Origin of the sequence: Lewinella sp. IMCC34183 (genome assembly GCF_003390915.1) — a bacterium.
In the GTDB taxonomy this organism is placed as follows: Bacteria; Bacteroidota; Bacteroidia; order Chitinophagales; family Saprospiraceae; genus Neolewinella.
The window spans coordinates 1-15,098 of record NZ_QMEM01000015.1; the positions used below are offsets into that span (position 1 = coordinate 1).

A 15,098-nucleotide genomic window follows, 5' to 3' on the forward strand; every position below is an offset into this window, starting at 1 on the left:
AACCTGCAAACTCGCCTCAGCACTTTCCGCTTCGATGAGTCACACTCCCTACTGCTGCTAATTGGGTCCCTCATTGATTACCCCGGCTCATACAGTGCAGGTTTTTTCACGCCGGTTCGTGGCCCGGCCCCCGATCGTTCGCAAGGGCGGGTGGCCCTGTCCGATTGAAGTTTCAGGTGATTTGGTGCCTACCGAAGGTACGGGCTGTGCCGGTCACGTAAAAACGCGCGGGTTGTGCCACGGACAGGCCGCAGGGCTGGCCCAATCTGTGTAATCCCGCATCAGCTGTGCGGGGCACCGCATCAGTTATGCGGGAATCTGTGGCCATCTGTGCCCGAGCGCAGCGAATCTGTGCTAGCCGCAGGCGATCTGCGTGAAACCTATCCCATCAGTTTTCCGGCTCCTAGCACTGCTCGAAGATGAATCCCGATACGCCATCGCTTGAGCGCATGGAGCAACTGTACACATCTGTGACCCAGCGCAGCGCATGAACAGTTTCCCCAGGCACCCGGAGGAAGCCTTACCTCATCCAGCAGCAGCGAATCAACTCAACAATAGACAAACCCCTACTGCCCAGTAACCGCCCGGTAGATAGCATTCAGCAAGCTCTCCTTTTCGTGGGTGTCGTTCCCGAGCTCCCAAAACATGATACCACCCAAATTATTCTCCATCGCGTATTCCGCCTTGATCCGGACCGAAGTCGTATCGTCGTAGGTAAAGAAGATGCTGTCGGCAGCACTGTACAAGTAGGGGGCCAGGGCGGTAGAATCCCAGTACCGTACGTAGCCGTTCTTTCCCTCGTACTCGGACCGAATATCCCGGTAGGCAGACCACCCGATATGGGAGCCGCCGACCGGCTGGTAGAGGCCGTTGTTTTCCGGAGGTACCCCCTTCCAGGCCCGACCGTAGAAGGCCGCGCCGGTGACGATCTGCCTGGGATCGACGCCCCGCTTGATGCAGTAGTCGACGATGTACTCGACCGAACGGGGATGCCAGGTGAATTCCGTCCCGTCAATGTCCATCTTACGGTCCAACTGATAGTCGCCAAAGGGGGTGCCCTCGAGGTCCGCCCGCTCAATCCTGCCCTGGTTGGTGTGGTGACCGGTGTAAGGCGACACGTAGGTGATCTGGTCGTAGGTCATCACGTTCATGTAGTCGGCGTACTTCATCACCTCATTCAGTTCAATGAAGTCATAGTACTGCTCCCAGCCCGCCGAGGCGAAGGTGAGGGTTTGCGGCCGGTCGAGCCGATCGAGATGTTCCCGCAGGGCTTTCATCAGCAGCGTGAAGTTGTGGGTGTCTTCCTTCCGGTACTTGATGCCGGCCGAGCCGATGCCGGGGTACTCCCAGTCCATGTCCATCCCGTCAAGCCCATACCGTTCGATGAAGGCCAGCGCGCTCGCGGCAAAGCGGGTCCGCGTACTGTCGGTGAGTGCCATGTCGGAGAAGCCGCCGGCCATCCAGCCGCCGCAGGCGACCATCACCTTGAGGTTCGGGTGTTTGTTTCGCTCCCGCACCAGGCGCTCCAAAATGGGTACCGATTTCTCCGGGTTCCGGAAACGCATCTCCCCGTCGATCACATTGGTGAAGGAGAAGATGATGTGAGTGAGCTGCTCCAGCGGCAGGTCCTCGGGCATATAGCCATCGGCCGGAACGTAGTAGGCCATTACGTTGATTGCCGGTTCGGGAGCACCGACGGGTTGCCGGGCGGAAAGTAGCAGGAGAACGAGCAGAATGGGCGCTATGTATAGGAGTCGCATGGGCAAGGCTTGATCACGGCCGGAAGGTAGTGATCGACCGGCTACCGGGGCGGATCCCCGTCCAAAAGTTCACTGCACCTGCCGTCCCGGGCCTGACTGCGGCGGCGGGGCGCGGGTGCATCGGGTTCACGATCCCCGGGACAGGACCAGGTACTTCATATATCGGTTGGGCAGGCGGTAGAGGGTCAGCAGCTGGCGTTCGTTGAAGATGTAAATGTATTCTCCGTAGACCCGCACTTCGTTGTTGCTGCCGTCCTTGCGAAGCTTGCTCTGCAGGTAAGATTTTAGGGTGCCCCTGGCCTGTCGGATCGATATGCCGGAGTTGTATACGGTATCGACCATTCGCGTCAGGGCGCGTTTGTTGAGACGCATGCGCTCGCGCCCGCGCAAGATAGCGTGGTGGGTGACCTGACACAGACCGCCGCCGCGGGCGGAGCGGGCGCGCAGTATTTCGTTACGGCGCGCGTTGTCGGCCTGTAGCTTGCGGGCGATGGTCCGGTAGGCTCGCTTGCTGGAGACTTCCGAACGGTCCTTTAGCTTGTTGATGAACGTACGCTGGGTGAAAAAACTGTAGCTGGCCAGGAGTGAATCATCGATAGGCAGCAGGAAGCTGCCGGTGTACCTGTTGCCCAGTACCCTCACTCCTTCCGACCCCGTCAGCCACAGTCCGGCCAGCGCGTAGCTAAGCAGGCAGTTGAATTGGTGCAGGTCTTCGGTGCCGGCCAGGTCCGCCCGCAGCCCGTCCGGCAGGGGTAGGGGGGGACGGGCGCAAAAGGCGTCGCGGAAGTCGGGGAAGGCGGATTTCTTGGTAGCCAGGTCCCACGCCGCGTTCCGACCGGTCAGCATCCAGAGCGCGATGTCCGACTGCGTTTCCAGCAGGTTGACGTGCGCCCCGGAGATCCGGTCGCGGTCGAAGACCGGGACGAAACGGTTGCCGTGGGTGTTGCGGGACAGGTTGAGGTGGAAGAGGTTCTGCAGGAGCGACCCGTACGCCAGTTTGGCGAAGCCGGTTACCCGGACGCCGCTGACGTGGGTGGTGCTGTACCCGTACCCCCGGTACCGGAAGAAGTACTCGATGCCGCGGACCAGGCTGGGGGAGAAGGGGGCGATATCTTCGAACTCCTCTACGTAGCCCGTCAGGGGGGCGTTCACCACGACGGTGACCGGTTGCGGATAATCGGGCAGGGCGGACAGGTAATCGCGGAGCTCCGGTACGGTGAGGGCGCGCAGCCTGCCGTCGTAGAGGTTCGACTTTTTGCTGGCGTGCACATCGATGCTGATCAGTTTCATGGGGCGGGGGTACATTCCCGGCGGGTATGCCGGTGGCAGCAATTACCGCAACTCAGCAGGGACCGGCATCATCGGTTCTGGTGATTTAGGGGGCGGCCCCCGCCCGCCTTACTCGGTCCAGGGCTTGCCGCCCTCCTTCAGGCGCCAAACGTAGTAGTCGTCAAGTACCCGCAACGCGGACTCGCTGGGTACCGGTCCGACGTGGGGAGTATCGGTAAGGTAAAGTACCCGGTGTTGCTCCGGCGTGTAGGACGGCCATTGCGGTACGTTATCTCCGTTGGGATCGCCGTACCTGGCAAAGTTGGTCCAGTAGGCCGTCATCGTGGCGGACAGCTCCCGGTCGGCGGATGTGAGGCCGCTATTGTCGGGGTCCAGCGTGCCGAAGGCGAACGGGATCTCCTGTCCGTGGGGGGAACCTTGGTCGCCCTGCGCGCCGGGGGGCGGATTGTCGAAGTAGTACAGGTAGACGTTGCCCGTTCCGGTGCGCGCCTGCAAATTGGCCCAGGTCCAGGTGTGCCAGCCGAAGGCGGCGTCGCGGTTGAGGTCGCGGGCGGTCTTGCCGATGCCGCTACCGGACAACGGGTAGGCCTCCAGCAGGAAACCGGCGAACTTCCCGTACCGCTCGCGGACGCCCGCCCGGAATGCTTCCGGATCGTCCGTCCGCGTGAAGCTGAGGCCCTCGTCGGAGTTGTAGCCGATCAGCACGGGCACGTCGTTGTAGTCGCCGCGTTCGTACATCGTGTACTGATCGTCGGGAATAACGTGACCGTCAATGATGGGCCACCCGCCGCTGAAGCCCATGCCCAGGGGTAGCTGGTCGGCCGGAAACGCGCGCAGTTCTTCCAGCGAGGCCGCACCGGCCTGTTCCGCGTACTCCCGGCCGCCGGCCTCCGCCTGCTCCAGGGTGCGCATATTTTCGCCGGGGAAGGTGGTCGGACGGGTCGGACCGAATGAGCCACCGCTCTGGGAGATGGCCCCCTGGAACAGTCCGTTAGCCAGGGGCGAAGCGCACAGCATACTGACGGAGATGCCCCCGGCCGATTCTCCGAAGATGGTCACCCGCTCCGGGTCACCGCCGAAGGCCGCGATGTTGTTGCGTACCCACTCGAGTCCCGCGATCTGGTCCAGCAAACCGTAATTGCCCGACACGCCTTCCGGATTCTCGGCGGACAGTTCGGGGTGGGCCAGGAAGCCGAGTTGTCCGACGCGGTATGCTATACTTACGACCACCACGCCTTTTTTCGCCAAGCGGGCACCGTCCGTCACGGGCTCGGCGGTCGAACCGAAACTGAAGCCACCCCCGTAGATCCAGACCATCACGGGCAGTCTGGCATTCGCCGAAGCGTCGGGCGTCCACACGTTGAGGTACAGGCAGTCTTCGCTCTTCCCGGCGCGGGGCTGCCCCGGCTGGTACGGCGAGGGCGCAAAGTCTTTGGTGAGCCGGACGGTATCCCAGGCGGGCGCGGGCTGCGGGGCCCGCCAGCGCAGTGGACCTACCGGGGGAGCGGCGAAGGGAATACCTTTGAATACCGACAGGCCGTCCTCAACTACTCCCTCCACCACGCCCTGACTGACGCGGATTTGCGGAGCCGCAGACTGGGCATGGCAGGACAGGCTCATAACTAGCAGAAGGAGTACGGCGGAAAAGCAGGAAGGAAAGCTACGTGGGCTCATTGGTCGAAGTTTTTCGCCTTGAACGTAAAGTCGGGATACCCCTCCGCTTCCTCGCTCAGGAATACGTCGGCGTGATCCTTACCCTTGAATTGCCAGTCGAGCCAATCGGTGGCCAGGGCGGCAAAGGATCCGCCGTATTTGTCGGCGTAGGTGCCTCCGTGACCCGCCGTGGCGTGACTAGCGAAATAGATCGGTACCTGCCCGACGCGGTCGTAATCCATCAGGGCGTTGTTGTAGGCGATGTCGGTTTCTCCGCCCTCGACGTACAGTACTTCGCCGGTGAGGGCCTTCAGTGACGCCTTGCTGGCACCGGCCATGGACATGTCGCCCATGCCGGAGTTAAACATCATATACCTCGCGACCCGCGGATCGCCGGCGATCCGCATCACCTGCGCTCCGCCGCACGACATCCCCGCCGCGGCGATCTTTCCGGTATCCACCCTTCCGTAGTAGTCGTTACCCTTCCGGGTTGCCTGAGCGGTGATCCAGTCCAGCGCACCGAGAAGAGCCGCCCCGTCCGACTGCTCGCGCCGGCCCGCTTCAGCCTCCAGCTGCAGGTTCCCGACGGCCACGATGAGGTAGCCACGGGAGGCGATCTCAGTCAGGAAGCGTTCGTGCTCGGTAGACGTATTGGCACACGCGCCGTTGGCCCAGACGACTATCGGCAGTTTACCTTCTTTCGCTACGGCCCGCTTTAGCTTTTCGGGACGGTAGATGGTATAGCCCGCGAGCGAGCCGTCCGTAACGGCCACGGCCGGGTAGGGGCCACTTCCCCCCTCGTCGATGGACTTGGTTTGCGTGATCTGCGCCTGACTTACGGCGCCGCTGACGAGCACGATCAGGGTGGTAAAAAGTAGCTTTAGCATAGGGAATGTTCCGGTAGGTTAAGATAGCGTGCAGACACCCAATCTAGCATTTTCCGGAAAGTACCGCGTACCCGGCGTGGTAGTGGTCACCGGCCTCACAGGTACCGCTTGACGATTTCCAAGGGTACGAAGTGGTGATCGTGGAGGTGAGAATTGTAACGAAGGATTCCGTCCTTATCGATCAGGAGGTACTTGGGCAGGCCCTGGGCCTTGTAAGCGGTGGCCAGTACGCCATCCGTCTTGAGCTTGCCGCCGAAGTCGTTGGCCTGCGGCCAGCTCAGGCCGTTTCGTTCGATGAATCGGGTGAGACGTTCCGTATCGTCGTCCAGCGATACACTGATTAACACGAAATCTTCCCGGTCAGCCAACGCGCCGTTCATCGCTTTGATGTTAGGTATCTCCCTGACGCAGGGTGGGCACCAGGTGGCCCAGAAGTCCAACACGACTACCTTGCCCGCCAGCGAATCCAGGTGGTACTCCCGTCCCTCCAGGTCGGTAAAGGTGAAGGTGGGCGCCGGCTGCCATTCCTGCAGGTCGCCTACGCGGGCGTGGAAGGCCGCGAAGTCCTCCGAGGCAGTCGTACCGGCGAGGCTGTCCATCCGCAGCAGGTAGGCGGTGTAGGTGCTTTTATTGAGTTTGGTGAGGGAGCGGCGGTGCAGCTCCCCGATCGTCGTGAACGCCCGATGGTCGTACGCGCCGATCCTTGCTTCGAAGCGGTCGATGATGGCCGGGTAGTCCCGGTGCTTGAAGAGTAGGAAGTAGGCGTACAGTTCCGCCTGTCGCCCGTGATCGGACTCTGGTGGGTGTCGTAGTATTCCTGCAGCAAGCTCACGGGTTCCCCGTAGTTGGTAGAGTCGATAGCATCCCGCATACTTCGCGCCCAGATCGTGTCGATCTCGGCGTGGAAGCTGGCGTCCATACCCGGGTCGGTATTCATTTCATTAAGGTAGTAGCCCAAGTCCTGACCGGACAGCGACTGGCCGAGGCAGGTGAAGCAGCAAGAGTAAACTGGCGGAGAACGGATTCACGGTGCGGGATTTACGCGCTTCATAGTGGAGACCGCCCCGGTTACCGAACCGGTGGCGCCCCGATGGAAGATAGGGAAATCTACCATTCGCACCCGTACGACTGCTACGTGGTCGCGGGTTGGAGTCTCATCGCGTCATCAGATCCTCCAGTTCCACGATCTCCCAGCCCGGACCGGTGCCCGCCAGTTGCCGCAGCAGCGAGGTGTGGCTCGCGCCCATGATGACCACCACGCGGTTACCGCTGTCCCGGCGGGCCGAACGCTGAATGAAAGCCCACATATCAAGGTGCCGGGCGTACCACTCGGATACGGTTTGCAGGGCGGTCGTATCGCCGGGCTCGCCGTACTGCAGCAGCGAGAGTACGCCCGCCATGTCGTCGGCTACCTTCGCCGGAGCGTTGAGGTGGTAGATCAGATCGGTGATGGTCCCGGTCTCCAGTAACTGTCCGATGGTATTCATCATTTTCTGCTGCTCCAGGGAATCCCGCCGGGCTTTATGCTGCCGTTCCTCCGGGGATAACTCCGCCAGCATCGCTTCGTGATCGAAGGCGCGGGGACGTACGTCGAGGGCGTGTACGGTGGTGAGGCCGGAGGCTGCTCCGCACCGGAAGCCCAGCTGTTCGAAGTCCGCCGGTGCCCCCTGCAGGTTTCCCTCCAGGTAGCGGCTGTACTGCGTTTCCAGCCCGGCCTGGTACTGCCGCTGCACTTCCAGGTAGATCCGGTCCGGCCGAAAGCCCGCTACCGCTGCGCAGACGGACTCCAGTGCCGCCTGCTCCTCCGGGCGGCGGACATCGTAGCCCAGCTGGTCCTGCAGGGTCTGGATGTGGGCCACGCCCAGAAAGAGGATCTGGTTCGGGGCCGCGTCCTGACGGGCGGGGGCATCCGCGCAGGAGGTGAACAGGCGAGCGCAGGCCACGAAAAGAACGGCGAGGGTGAAGGATTTCATGGGCTTTGCTACGTTGATCGTTGGTGGTACCGCGGGCGTATCGGTAGGTCCGGGTACCCCCTGCACCTGCGATCCGCCGCCGCAGTAAAGCTCGCATTATTTCGGTGGGGTGGGGGGTAAAGGTGAGCGGGGCAAGGATAGGTCGCACCGCGCGGGTGCAGCGGGACCGCGTACCGTTTGGCAGATGGCGGTTACACACGCTTGCGTTGCCCCGGCTGAAATGGTATCATCTCTGGCTCGGGAAGATGCGCAATGCACCCAGAGCTACATTCATAACGGGCTGTGCAGGATTGAAGGCGGGCGTACGGCCTCAGCTTTTGTAGTGGTCGTGCAGTCCTACGCCCTCCAGTATTTGCTGCCGGTATTTTTCGATCCGCCTGGTGCGGGTCTGCGCCTGTTTGGGTTGGGAGAAGTGGATGATGTAGCCGCGTTGTCTGCCGGGGGTCAGGGCGTAAAAGGCGGTTTTGAAGGCCGGATCGGCCGCGAACTGCTGGGATAGCTCTTCGGGGACCGGTTCCGGCCGTTTGTTGAACACGACCTGCTTGCCACTGCGTTCTATTTCGATGGCCTCCGCGATGTAGGACGCGAGGATATCCGTCAACTTTTTGATGTCCGCGGTCTTGGTGAATTTGATCAAGCGGTCGGATTATAGGCTTCCCTGTCGTTGCAGAATCTGGTGCGGATCGGTGAGGAGCACTCCTTTGTAGAAGCCGAGGTTCCCGGAACCCTTCAGGGCGTTGACGGTGACGATGTTTTTGCCCCGGTCGGTGTAGACGGGCACGCCCCACTTGATTTCTTCCGTCAGCCCGGCTTCCAGCGCGAGCTGCCGCAGCAGCTCCAGTTCGTTCGTCCACTTCCTTACTTTGCACTGGGGAGTGCCGCCGTACTTGCAGCGCATACATCCGTCGACCAGGTATGCGTCGACCTTTGGATTCAGGGTGAAGCTCATTGGGTGTTGATTGACTCCTTGGGTGAAGGGGCTACGATTTACTGCCTAGTCGGCTGTTGCAGAGCCAGTTCGGCTACTGGGCGGGTTCTTTATCTTTCATTTTAAAGTTCGAGCTTCCGGCGGGGTAAAGCAAGTCGTGGGTCATGCTTCTTTTCGCGCTGCAGTTCCGGGTGGAGTAGGGGAGCCCCGGCTGGCGGCGGGCTACCAGCCTACCACGTACTGGTACAACAGGACCAGCGCTAAACTCTCTAGCAACCAGATGTAACGCAGGTCAACGCAAGTAATCAGCAGTCGGTCGACGGCCAGGGCAAGCAGGGCGAAGGTGCCCGCCAATATTCCGATTAAAGCGCCCATACCCTGCGGACTGGGCCTGGCCACAGAAAACTCAAACCACCCCAGGTACACCGAAAAGCCAAAACTGAGCACCCCGGCGATCGTGAAGGGGGTGACGTAGTGCCACGGGCTTTTGGGGGCGCTTGGGGGATTTGCATCGTCGAGTAGCAAGGGAGGCGGATGTTGTAGGGAGAAAGGCTGGGCAACCTCACTAATTATACCTTAAATACACGTTATCTCTATTGACCTCCAGAATATTTTTCGGGTCGGTATACCAACTCACAAATTTATCGTAATCTCCTTGATGCGAATCTAACCATCCATCAAAAGCGGCTGGTTCGGCCATTTGAAATAAATAATAATTGTAAGCTTCGAATACTTCTGCATCAATCATTCTCTGATGATAATCGAATAGAATAACGGGATACTTTTCGCCATCAGTATCCATATAAGCATTTATAAATAATTCTCTCATACTACTCAACGCAGCTAAATCAAATTGCTTATGAAGCGCTGTGGCGAACAGATAGTGCTTCGCATAGTAAGCGCAGTATGGAAGATTAACCTCGCCCTCTTCCATACTTTCTGGAGTCGCCATGATGATGATCTGGCAGAAGTCGATGTCTGCCGAATCTTCCTTGATGTAAATAGCTTCATCATAGGCTGTATAGATGATTTTACTCATCTCCCTCGTTCTTTCGGTAGTTCGTTCCAGGTTCATAAATATTTCACCATATATCAACCCGGGAACCTTGTTGCTTGACCTTAGAAACAGTTTGGATAATTGGTAATAATTGGAAGTATAGGTCGGATCTACTTTGATGCCGTTTTCGTAACTGCTTATTGCATCATTATATTTTTCGCGCTGGCTGTATACGTTACCAATTTCCAGGTAAAGGTTGCCCGAATTAGGAAACTGCTCAAGGCCCTTTTGATAATATTCAATCGCCGCATCTTTTTGTCCGTTCATGCTATAAGCGTTACCCATCAACTGGTAAACCTGACTATTAATGTCCTCATACTGCAGTGTTTTTTTTAGTTCTTTAATCGCAGCTTTGTACTGGTCCTGATAAACGTAAGCTAAAGCAATTTCATACGAGTACATAAACCGGCTTGGGTCAAGCGTCTGGCTTTCCCTCAAAAGTTTTATACTCTCTTCATATCTTCCGGCGTCCATAAGCGTTACTGCGCCCTTGGCTTTCTTCATTGCTAACTCAGCATCGGTACTTTGACCACACAATACAGTTGGCAAAAAGAAAACGTGCAGCATGATGATTACAAAAACCGTTTTCATATTTATTTCTGTTTAATGGTTTGTGTACACTTAAATATTGATTTGATTATAAATAGTTAAGGACTGAGTATAACTTGACAACCAAATTAGCGGGCATCTTGATGTAAGATAAAGTTGTCTTAACCTAATTAGCGTATAAAACTCTACGGCCTGCGCTAGGGAGTTGAGACCGGCATGTCACACCTCAAATCCTTCCTGCAGCTGGCCCTGACCTCCGCCTACACCCAGCCCGGGGTGGAGCAGGATCTTTGGTCAACCTTCTGGTTTTACAACGTGCAGAGCGCCTGTCTCCTCGATCGGGAGTTGGTCATGCAAGCCGAACAAAAGCTCGTAAATACAGCTACCGATTCAACCGCGACGGCTTCACCCAGAGACCCCAACCCCTCCCTTCCCAACGGCTTGATCAAGCGGTGGCTACCCATCCTCTTCCTGGACGGCGTACAGCGCTGGCGGGCCCGCACCAAGATCCTGCTCGACGAGCTGGTCCACCACCTGAAACCCTATAGGCCCCGCCCGAGCCGCGCTCGTATCAGACGGATTATGCGGAGTCAGGACCGATACGTTTACGAACCCAACTATCGCTCGGCACGCTGATGTCTTACCAAGACAGCAGGTCACGGCACGAGCCGCCTCACGGCCGGGCAGAGACGCTATGTCCCAAAGTTACTTTCCAGCCTGATTGACCGCAATAGGCGCCCGAACGCAGCCTTGAAGACGGGTCCGGTGAAGCAAGCAAATCCTTAGCTTAATGGAATTGGGCGCTGTGTTAGGTGAATTGTATTATCTCAAACGCAAAACTACTATAGGCCTTAAATTTTAAGATTCTTTATACTAGACCCTTGGTTACTAGTAGGAAGATATGCAAACAATAGTCCTAATAATGTTCAGAATCGTTCGCATTATCGTAGACAGAAAACGAACGGATAACTACCAATTTCCGACTTTAGAATTAAACACGGAAAGCCAAACGTCCCCTTAACTAAGCTTTTGTCGTGGGGGCTTTCAGGATTCATTTTACTTTATATCGATCTGGATAAACTTTCCAAAGCAATACGCTAAGCAATAACGCATTGACTATAGAGTAAACTAACGTTTCGATCAGGAAAGAACCTATAGCATAGGCATCTTCAATAAGTAGGTATCTGATAGAAAAAAGAACCATGGAGAAGATAAAGATGGTGATGCTGACGTTGTATATGCTTTGGCGTCTTTGTTCCATATGGTTGGATGTTGAAACCAATTAAGATGGTTGTAAAAATAACTATCCTAGTCGTTAGGTTTTACGGACTTAATCATTTAATTAGAATCTGCCAAGTAACCAACGGCCGACCCCTCTGGCTGCGCCTAATGAGCCAGCCAAGGCTCCAGTTAATCCGCCCATGATAATACTGGTAGTCTCTGCTGCTTGAATTCCATCTCCTGCATATTCTCTAGCCGCGGCCAGTCCTGCTTCTACGACAAAACCCCCCGCATCTGCTACGGCGTGTGGGGGGGGGTAAGGATTCTACCTCTATTTTTTTCTCCACCCCAGAATTTTGTTGAGCTTATTGTCAACTCCAAAGTACTTTCTACTATGTCGTTTGCTACTTTATTTTTCAAGCTTAATTTTTTCTCGGCCCAGTCTTTTTTTATCTGTTCCAATCGAGATAGGTCGACCGCTTCATCGATAATTTCCGTCAAATATGTAGCGTGAACTGGCGTCACAACTGCTATGCGTTGCATCTCGACAATGGCTATATTTGCTTTTTCTTTAACGTTGTTTTGTAGGCTTCCCCATCCCCGCGTCCATGAATGAGTAGAAAATCACCCGTAATTTTCTCAACCCGGTCAATTTGTATTGAAACTTTGATGGCCACGGTCAGTTGATTTCCGTGACTAAAGCCCTTATTTCGTTGACCAAGTAATGATCGCCTTCGTATAACGACAATACTTCTACCAGATCCTTGTAGTTAGAGCGGTCTTCATTACATGTTTGTACGATACTTCTGACATCTAAATAGGATGATCCGAAAACCTTTACATGTATGCCGAATGGTAAATCCCTGATAAATTCTTCTCTATTGGAGTGTTTTCCAAGAGTTGGGCAACGGCACATTTTATCAATGATCCTTTGCTGAACGTCGCCAAATTCAATTGTTGTGATCTCGCTGGAGTTATCATTTGGCTGAAACAGCATATCGTTTCGGGTAATGCCCCAAATAATATCAAGCACTCCTGCGCGCTGATTTTTCAAATTCCATTTCCAGATACCTTGTAGATCATTATAGTCCGATGGGTCAATTATATTTTCTTTAATTCTATCCTTGTATGTTTCATTACAACTGTGTAAGTCTTCGTTTATCAGATACATGAATGGACCATGCGTAATTGTATAATCGTCTTTTACGTACTGTGACAAGTCAAGCTGAAAATTAAATTCTCTATAGTATGCCAAGCCTTTATACAAATGATAGTGCACATTGGTGCCCTTCGGTAAGTCCATACCTTTATAGATGTCAATTTCCAAGGAATAAATGTTGTCATCCCTCTCTCTTGGCACAAACTCAAACACGTATTCCTTTGCATCCTTCAAATACCTGCTTTTCTTTTCAGAAGAGGCTACGTTGCGTCCTTGGGGTGATTCACGAGGAATGATACCGCCCCCTTTGGCAGTAGTTCCGTACCGGAGCAGAAATTTTCTATGGCAGATATTGTTTTTAGAAAAGATTAGTTTTCGACTGGAGTAACCGACACTATTACAGACAACTACTTTCTGTTTAGAGCCATATTTTATGATCTTCCCCTGTTCTTTAAAGGGTACCACTTTCATTAACTGGTCGCAGTTTTTTACCTCGAAAACATTTCTGTGTCCAATGGGGGATTCAACTAATTCCTTGACTTTTTCATAGAAAAGCTCTCCTTTATTATTGCCCGTTGACGATATTTCTATCCATGCTTTTTGGTTGACCCATATTGGTTTATCAGCGTAATGGTTATCTGTCGTGTCCAATACAACTGATATCGCGATAGGCGATTTCCCGTTAGAGTAGGTTTCTGCGTTTATTAAGTTAGTGACTGCAAAATTGTAAGAATTTGAAATTTCATTATTGATAAACTGAAGAAACATATTGGTCAATATAACAGCCTTCTTGAAGAACGAGGCTTTTTCAATCGTGAGCTCTCTCAAATCCATCATGGTCAATCCATTGACCTGAGGGGAAAGGAGTATAACTCCACGAATTAACCTCGCGTGTTTAACATTCATTATTTCATTGAACTATCCAATCTTCTTCTTAAGGTAGTTTAGGACAACCAGGCTGCCGAGGCCACAACAAACAAAGTATAATTCACCATTGGAAGAATTCTTACTGCAAAGCTTGGAGTAGAAATCCTGACTTTCAAACCACTTAAAAAAATTTTCATAAATTTTAGAAAAGGATTTCTGGTTGATCCATTCTTTTCTCCACTTATCAGAGCAATCATAAAAAAGTAAGCTGATCCCACTGCTTGCATCGTAATAACTTTCGAGTAATTCGAATATGTTTGTCCAGGAGCGTTCTACTTCGGAGAAGCCATTTACGAATACAATTATTTTATTTGCCTCAGTTTCCATTCTGATCGTTAGTTTCGACTTCCCATGTTACTACAAAAACACCTCTCTCCTTTGTTTTCAACTCCCACGAATAAACGCCTCTATATAACAATTTCCCAGGAATATAGGAGTAATCTGAGAGTATTAGGCTGGTTATTTCATCGGAGTCAGTAAATTCCAAGCTCATTGGCGTGTCGATGATGTAAAGCTGTGGTTCCGTTATAGCGTGGCTACCTAAGTACTTCTCCAGATTAATTGTAATTAAAACATTATCATATTTTGCTTCGCCGTTGCCGAAAGGGTAATAAAAATATTGTCTCTTCTTCGCCGGCCTCACAATTTTCTCAAGTTCTGAGTTGCGATCCCATTCCTGAGAATCATCAAATCCATTTAGCACATCCAGGGCCAATTTGTGAGGACTGGTCGACCGTGGAACAAATTCGACGATAAACTCATTCCCATCCCTTTCAAATCTACCTATGTTGGAGGAATCAGTTTCATTTTTAAAGTCTCTGAAACTGGTGATTTCTTCTATGTTGCCATTTATACCTACGGAGAACCGATAGTTAAACTTTAATATAGATGAATTTTCCGGATGAAAATCAAACTTCAGCCTTACCTCTCCCTTGTGGTCTGCAATTAGCTTTTCACGGAGTAAATCAATTTTTTCAAATTGGACAGGAAATATCTTGATATTGACCGCTAATGATTTTATCCAGAAAACGTTTTTATGCGCTTTTGGATTTTTTACAATGCTGGATAAAAGAGATAGTGTTTCAGATCCGAATGAAGGGAAAGTAAGATACTTTTCTTTGACTCTTGTTTTATTGAAGAAGACTGATTCGATTGATCTTCGGTCAAGTAGTGAATCTTTTGGGTTGAAAAGTACTGCTGTTGGTATCATGGCCTGACTGGCAGAAAAGCTTTCAGCTGCAATTATCCTTCTGTAGAACTGTTCGGCAATTCGAGAGATAGTACCTTTTTGGGTAGATAAGTAGTTGTTTTCTCGAAAAGCAAGCCGCCAAGATTTGAAATTTAAAATACTCCATAGTGCGGAATAAACATGAATTTTTTTAAATGCAAGTTTATCTCGGAAAATAATGGGCGAAACAAATATTATCTGATCGATATTTCTTAAATGATCACTTTTACCCGACCCCAAAATCTTTAATATTGAATTCATGATTACAATAGAAACTGATCCGAAGGCAAGGATTGTAAAGTTATTTCTGCAGGCAAGTAGTAGTTGAGATATGACTGCATCCTCCACTTCATCGATGTTTTTCAGCTGCGAACTTGGAATTTTAATGTAGCTGATATCTACTTCTTCATTCAGATCTGCTTTGAGCGAGGTGATCAAAGCGTCGAAGCTGTCGATACTTCGAAAA

Annotated in this window: 13 protein-coding genes and 1 pseudogene; 1 reads left to right on the forward strand and 13 read right to left on the reverse strand. The window is 53.1% G+C overall.

All coding sequences use genetic code 11. The features are described 5' to 3' along the window. Positions 1 to 566: 566 nt before the first annotated feature. The 9 genes and pseudogenes from DQG19_RS20150 to DQG19_RS20190 all read right to left on the reverse strand — a co-directional run bounded on the left by DQG19_RS20150 (position 567) and on the right by DQG19_RS20190 (position 10,139). Positions 567 to 1,760: a glycoside hydrolase family 18 protein gene (locus DQG19_RS20150; RefSeq protein ID WP_116128296.1), complete on the reverse strand. Its 1,194-nt coding sequence runs from the start codon at positions 1,758 to 1,760 to the stop codon at positions 567 to 569. Between the two features lie 126 nt (positions 1,761 to 1,886). Continuing rightward, on the reverse strand, positions 1,887 to 3,050 hold the full coding sequence (locus tag DQG19_RS20155; protein ID WP_157974622.1) for a hypothetical protein: 1,164 nt from the start codon (positions 3,048 to 3,050) through the stop codon (positions 1,887 to 1,889). 108 nt (positions 3,051 to 3,158) lie between these two features. After that, positions 3,159 to 4,724, reverse strand: a complete 1,566-nt coding sequence (locus DQG19_RS20160) for a carboxylesterase/lipase family protein (RefSeq protein WP_116128300.1) — start codon at positions 4,722 to 4,724, stop codon at positions 3,159 to 3,161. Further along, positions 4,721 to 5,590 (reverse strand): alpha/beta hydrolase, encoded by an 870-nt coding sequence (locus tag DQG19_RS20165; RefSeq protein ID WP_116128303.1) that lies wholly within the window; start codon positions 5,588 to 5,590, stop codon positions 4,721 to 4,723. The genes DQG19_RS20160 and DQG19_RS20165 overlap by 4 nt, the downstream gene beginning before the upstream one ends. 95 nt (positions 5,591 to 5,685) lie before the next feature. Beyond that, positions 5,686 to 6,189 (reverse strand): TlpA family protein disulfide reductase, encoded by a 504-nt coding sequence (locus DQG19_RS20170; protein ID WP_116128305.1) that lies wholly within the window; start codon positions 6,187 to 6,189, stop codon positions 5,686 to 5,688. A 555-nt stretch (positions 6,190 to 6,744) separates the two neighbouring features. Continuing rightward, on the reverse strand, positions 6,745 to 7,563 hold the full coding sequence (locus tag DQG19_RS20175; protein ID WP_116128307.1) for a DUF5694 domain-containing protein: 819 nt from the start codon (positions 7,561 to 7,563) through the stop codon (positions 6,745 to 6,747). Positions 7,564 to 7,873: 310 nt separating this feature from the next. Then, positions 7,874 to 8,512: pseudogene (locus tag DQG19_RS21690) on the reverse strand (YdeI/OmpD-associated family protein). Between the two features lie 201 nt (positions 8,513 to 8,713). Then, positions 8,714 to 9,016, reverse strand: coding sequence for a hypothetical protein (locus DQG19_RS20185; protein ID WP_116128309.1), 303 nt, complete (start codon positions 9,014 to 9,016; stop codon positions 8,714 to 8,716). 40 nt (positions 9,017 to 9,056) lie between these two features. Continuing rightward, complete coding sequence (locus tag DQG19_RS20190) at positions 9,057 to 10,139, reverse strand: tetratricopeptide repeat protein (RefSeq protein ID WP_116128311.1); 1,083 nt, start codon at positions 10,137 to 10,139, stop codon at positions 9,057 to 9,059. Positions 10,140 to 10,313: 174 nt separating this feature from the next. On the opposite strand from DQG19_RS20190, the gene DQG19_RS20195 reads away from it, so the two are divergent. Next, positions 10,314 to 10,733: a hypothetical protein gene (locus tag DQG19_RS20195; protein ID WP_116128313.1), complete on the forward strand. Its 420-nt coding sequence runs from the start codon at positions 10,314 to 10,316 to the stop codon at positions 10,731 to 10,733. A gap of 882 nt (positions 10,734 to 11,615) precedes the next feature. On the opposite strand, the gene DQG19_RS21000 is transcribed toward DQG19_RS20195, so the two are convergent. From DQG19_RS21000 to DQG19_RS21005, 4 genes are all read right to left on the reverse strand, one after another. Then, the gene (locus DQG19_RS21000) at positions 11,616 to 11,861 is read right to left on the reverse strand and encodes a hypothetical protein (protein ID WP_157974623.1); all 246 of its coding nucleotides are present in this window, start codon (positions 11,859 to 11,861) and stop codon (positions 11,616 to 11,618) included. Positions 11,862 to 11,872: 11 nt separating this feature from the next. Continuing rightward, complete coding sequence (locus DQG19_RS21520; RefSeq protein ID WP_255418782.1) at positions 11,873 to 11,995, reverse strand: hypothetical protein; 123 nt, start codon at positions 11,993 to 11,995, stop codon at positions 11,873 to 11,875. A 2-nt stretch (positions 11,996 to 11,997) separates the two neighbouring features. Continuing rightward, positions 11,998 to 13,383, reverse strand: a complete 1,386-nt coding sequence (locus DQG19_RS20205) for an effector-associated domain 2-containing protein (RefSeq protein ID WP_116128316.1) — start codon at positions 13,381 to 13,383, stop codon at positions 11,998 to 12,000. Between the two features lie 337 nt (positions 13,384 to 13,720). After that, complete coding sequence (locus DQG19_RS21005) at positions 13,721 to 15,070, reverse strand: hypothetical protein (RefSeq protein WP_157974624.1); 1,350 nt, start codon at positions 15,068 to 15,070, stop codon at positions 13,721 to 13,723. Positions 15,071 to 15,098 lie beyond the last annotated feature (28 nt).

Bases quoted from the DNA above. Each gene is read 5' to 3' on its own strand.
- DQG19_RS20150 (WP_116128296.1), bottom strand. From the start codon at position 1,760: ATGCGACTCCTATACATAGCGCCCATTCTGCTCGTTCTCCTGCTACTT.
- DQG19_RS20155 (WP_157974622.1), bottom strand. From the start codon at position 3,050: ATGAAACTGATCAGCATCGATGTGCACGCCAGCAAAAAGTCGAACCTC.
- DQG19_RS20160 (WP_116128300.1), bottom strand. From the start codon at position 4,724: ATGAGCCCACGTAGCTTTCCTTCCTGCTTTTCCGCCGTACTCCTTCTG.
- DQG19_RS20165 (WP_116128303.1), bottom strand. From the start codon at position 5,590: ATGCTAAAGCTACTTTTTACCACCCTGATCGTGCTCGTCAGCGGCGCC.
- DQG19_RS20170 (WP_116128305.1), bottom strand. From the start codon at position 6,189: ATGGACAGCCTCGCCGGTACGACTGCCTCGGAGGACTTCGCGGCCTTC.
- DQG19_RS20175 (WP_116128307.1), bottom strand. From the start codon at position 7,563: ATGAAATCCTTCACCCTCGCCGTTCTTTTCGTGGCCTGCGCTCGCCTG.
- DQG19_RS20190 (WP_116128311.1), bottom strand. From the start codon at position 10,139: ATGAAAACGGTTTTTGTAATCATCATGCTGCACGTTTTCTTTTTGCCA.
- DQG19_RS20195 (WP_116128313.1), top strand. From the start codon at position 10,314: ATGTCACACCTCAAATCCTTCCTGCAGCTGGCCCTGACCTCCGCCTAC.
- DQG19_RS21000 (WP_157974623.1), bottom strand. From the start codon at position 11,861: ATGCAACGCATAGCAGTTGTGACGCCAGTTCACGCTACATATTTGACG.
- DQG19_RS20205 (WP_116128316.1), bottom strand. From the start codon at position 13,383: ATGAATGTTAAACACGCGAGGTTAATTCGTGGAGTTATACTCCTTTCC.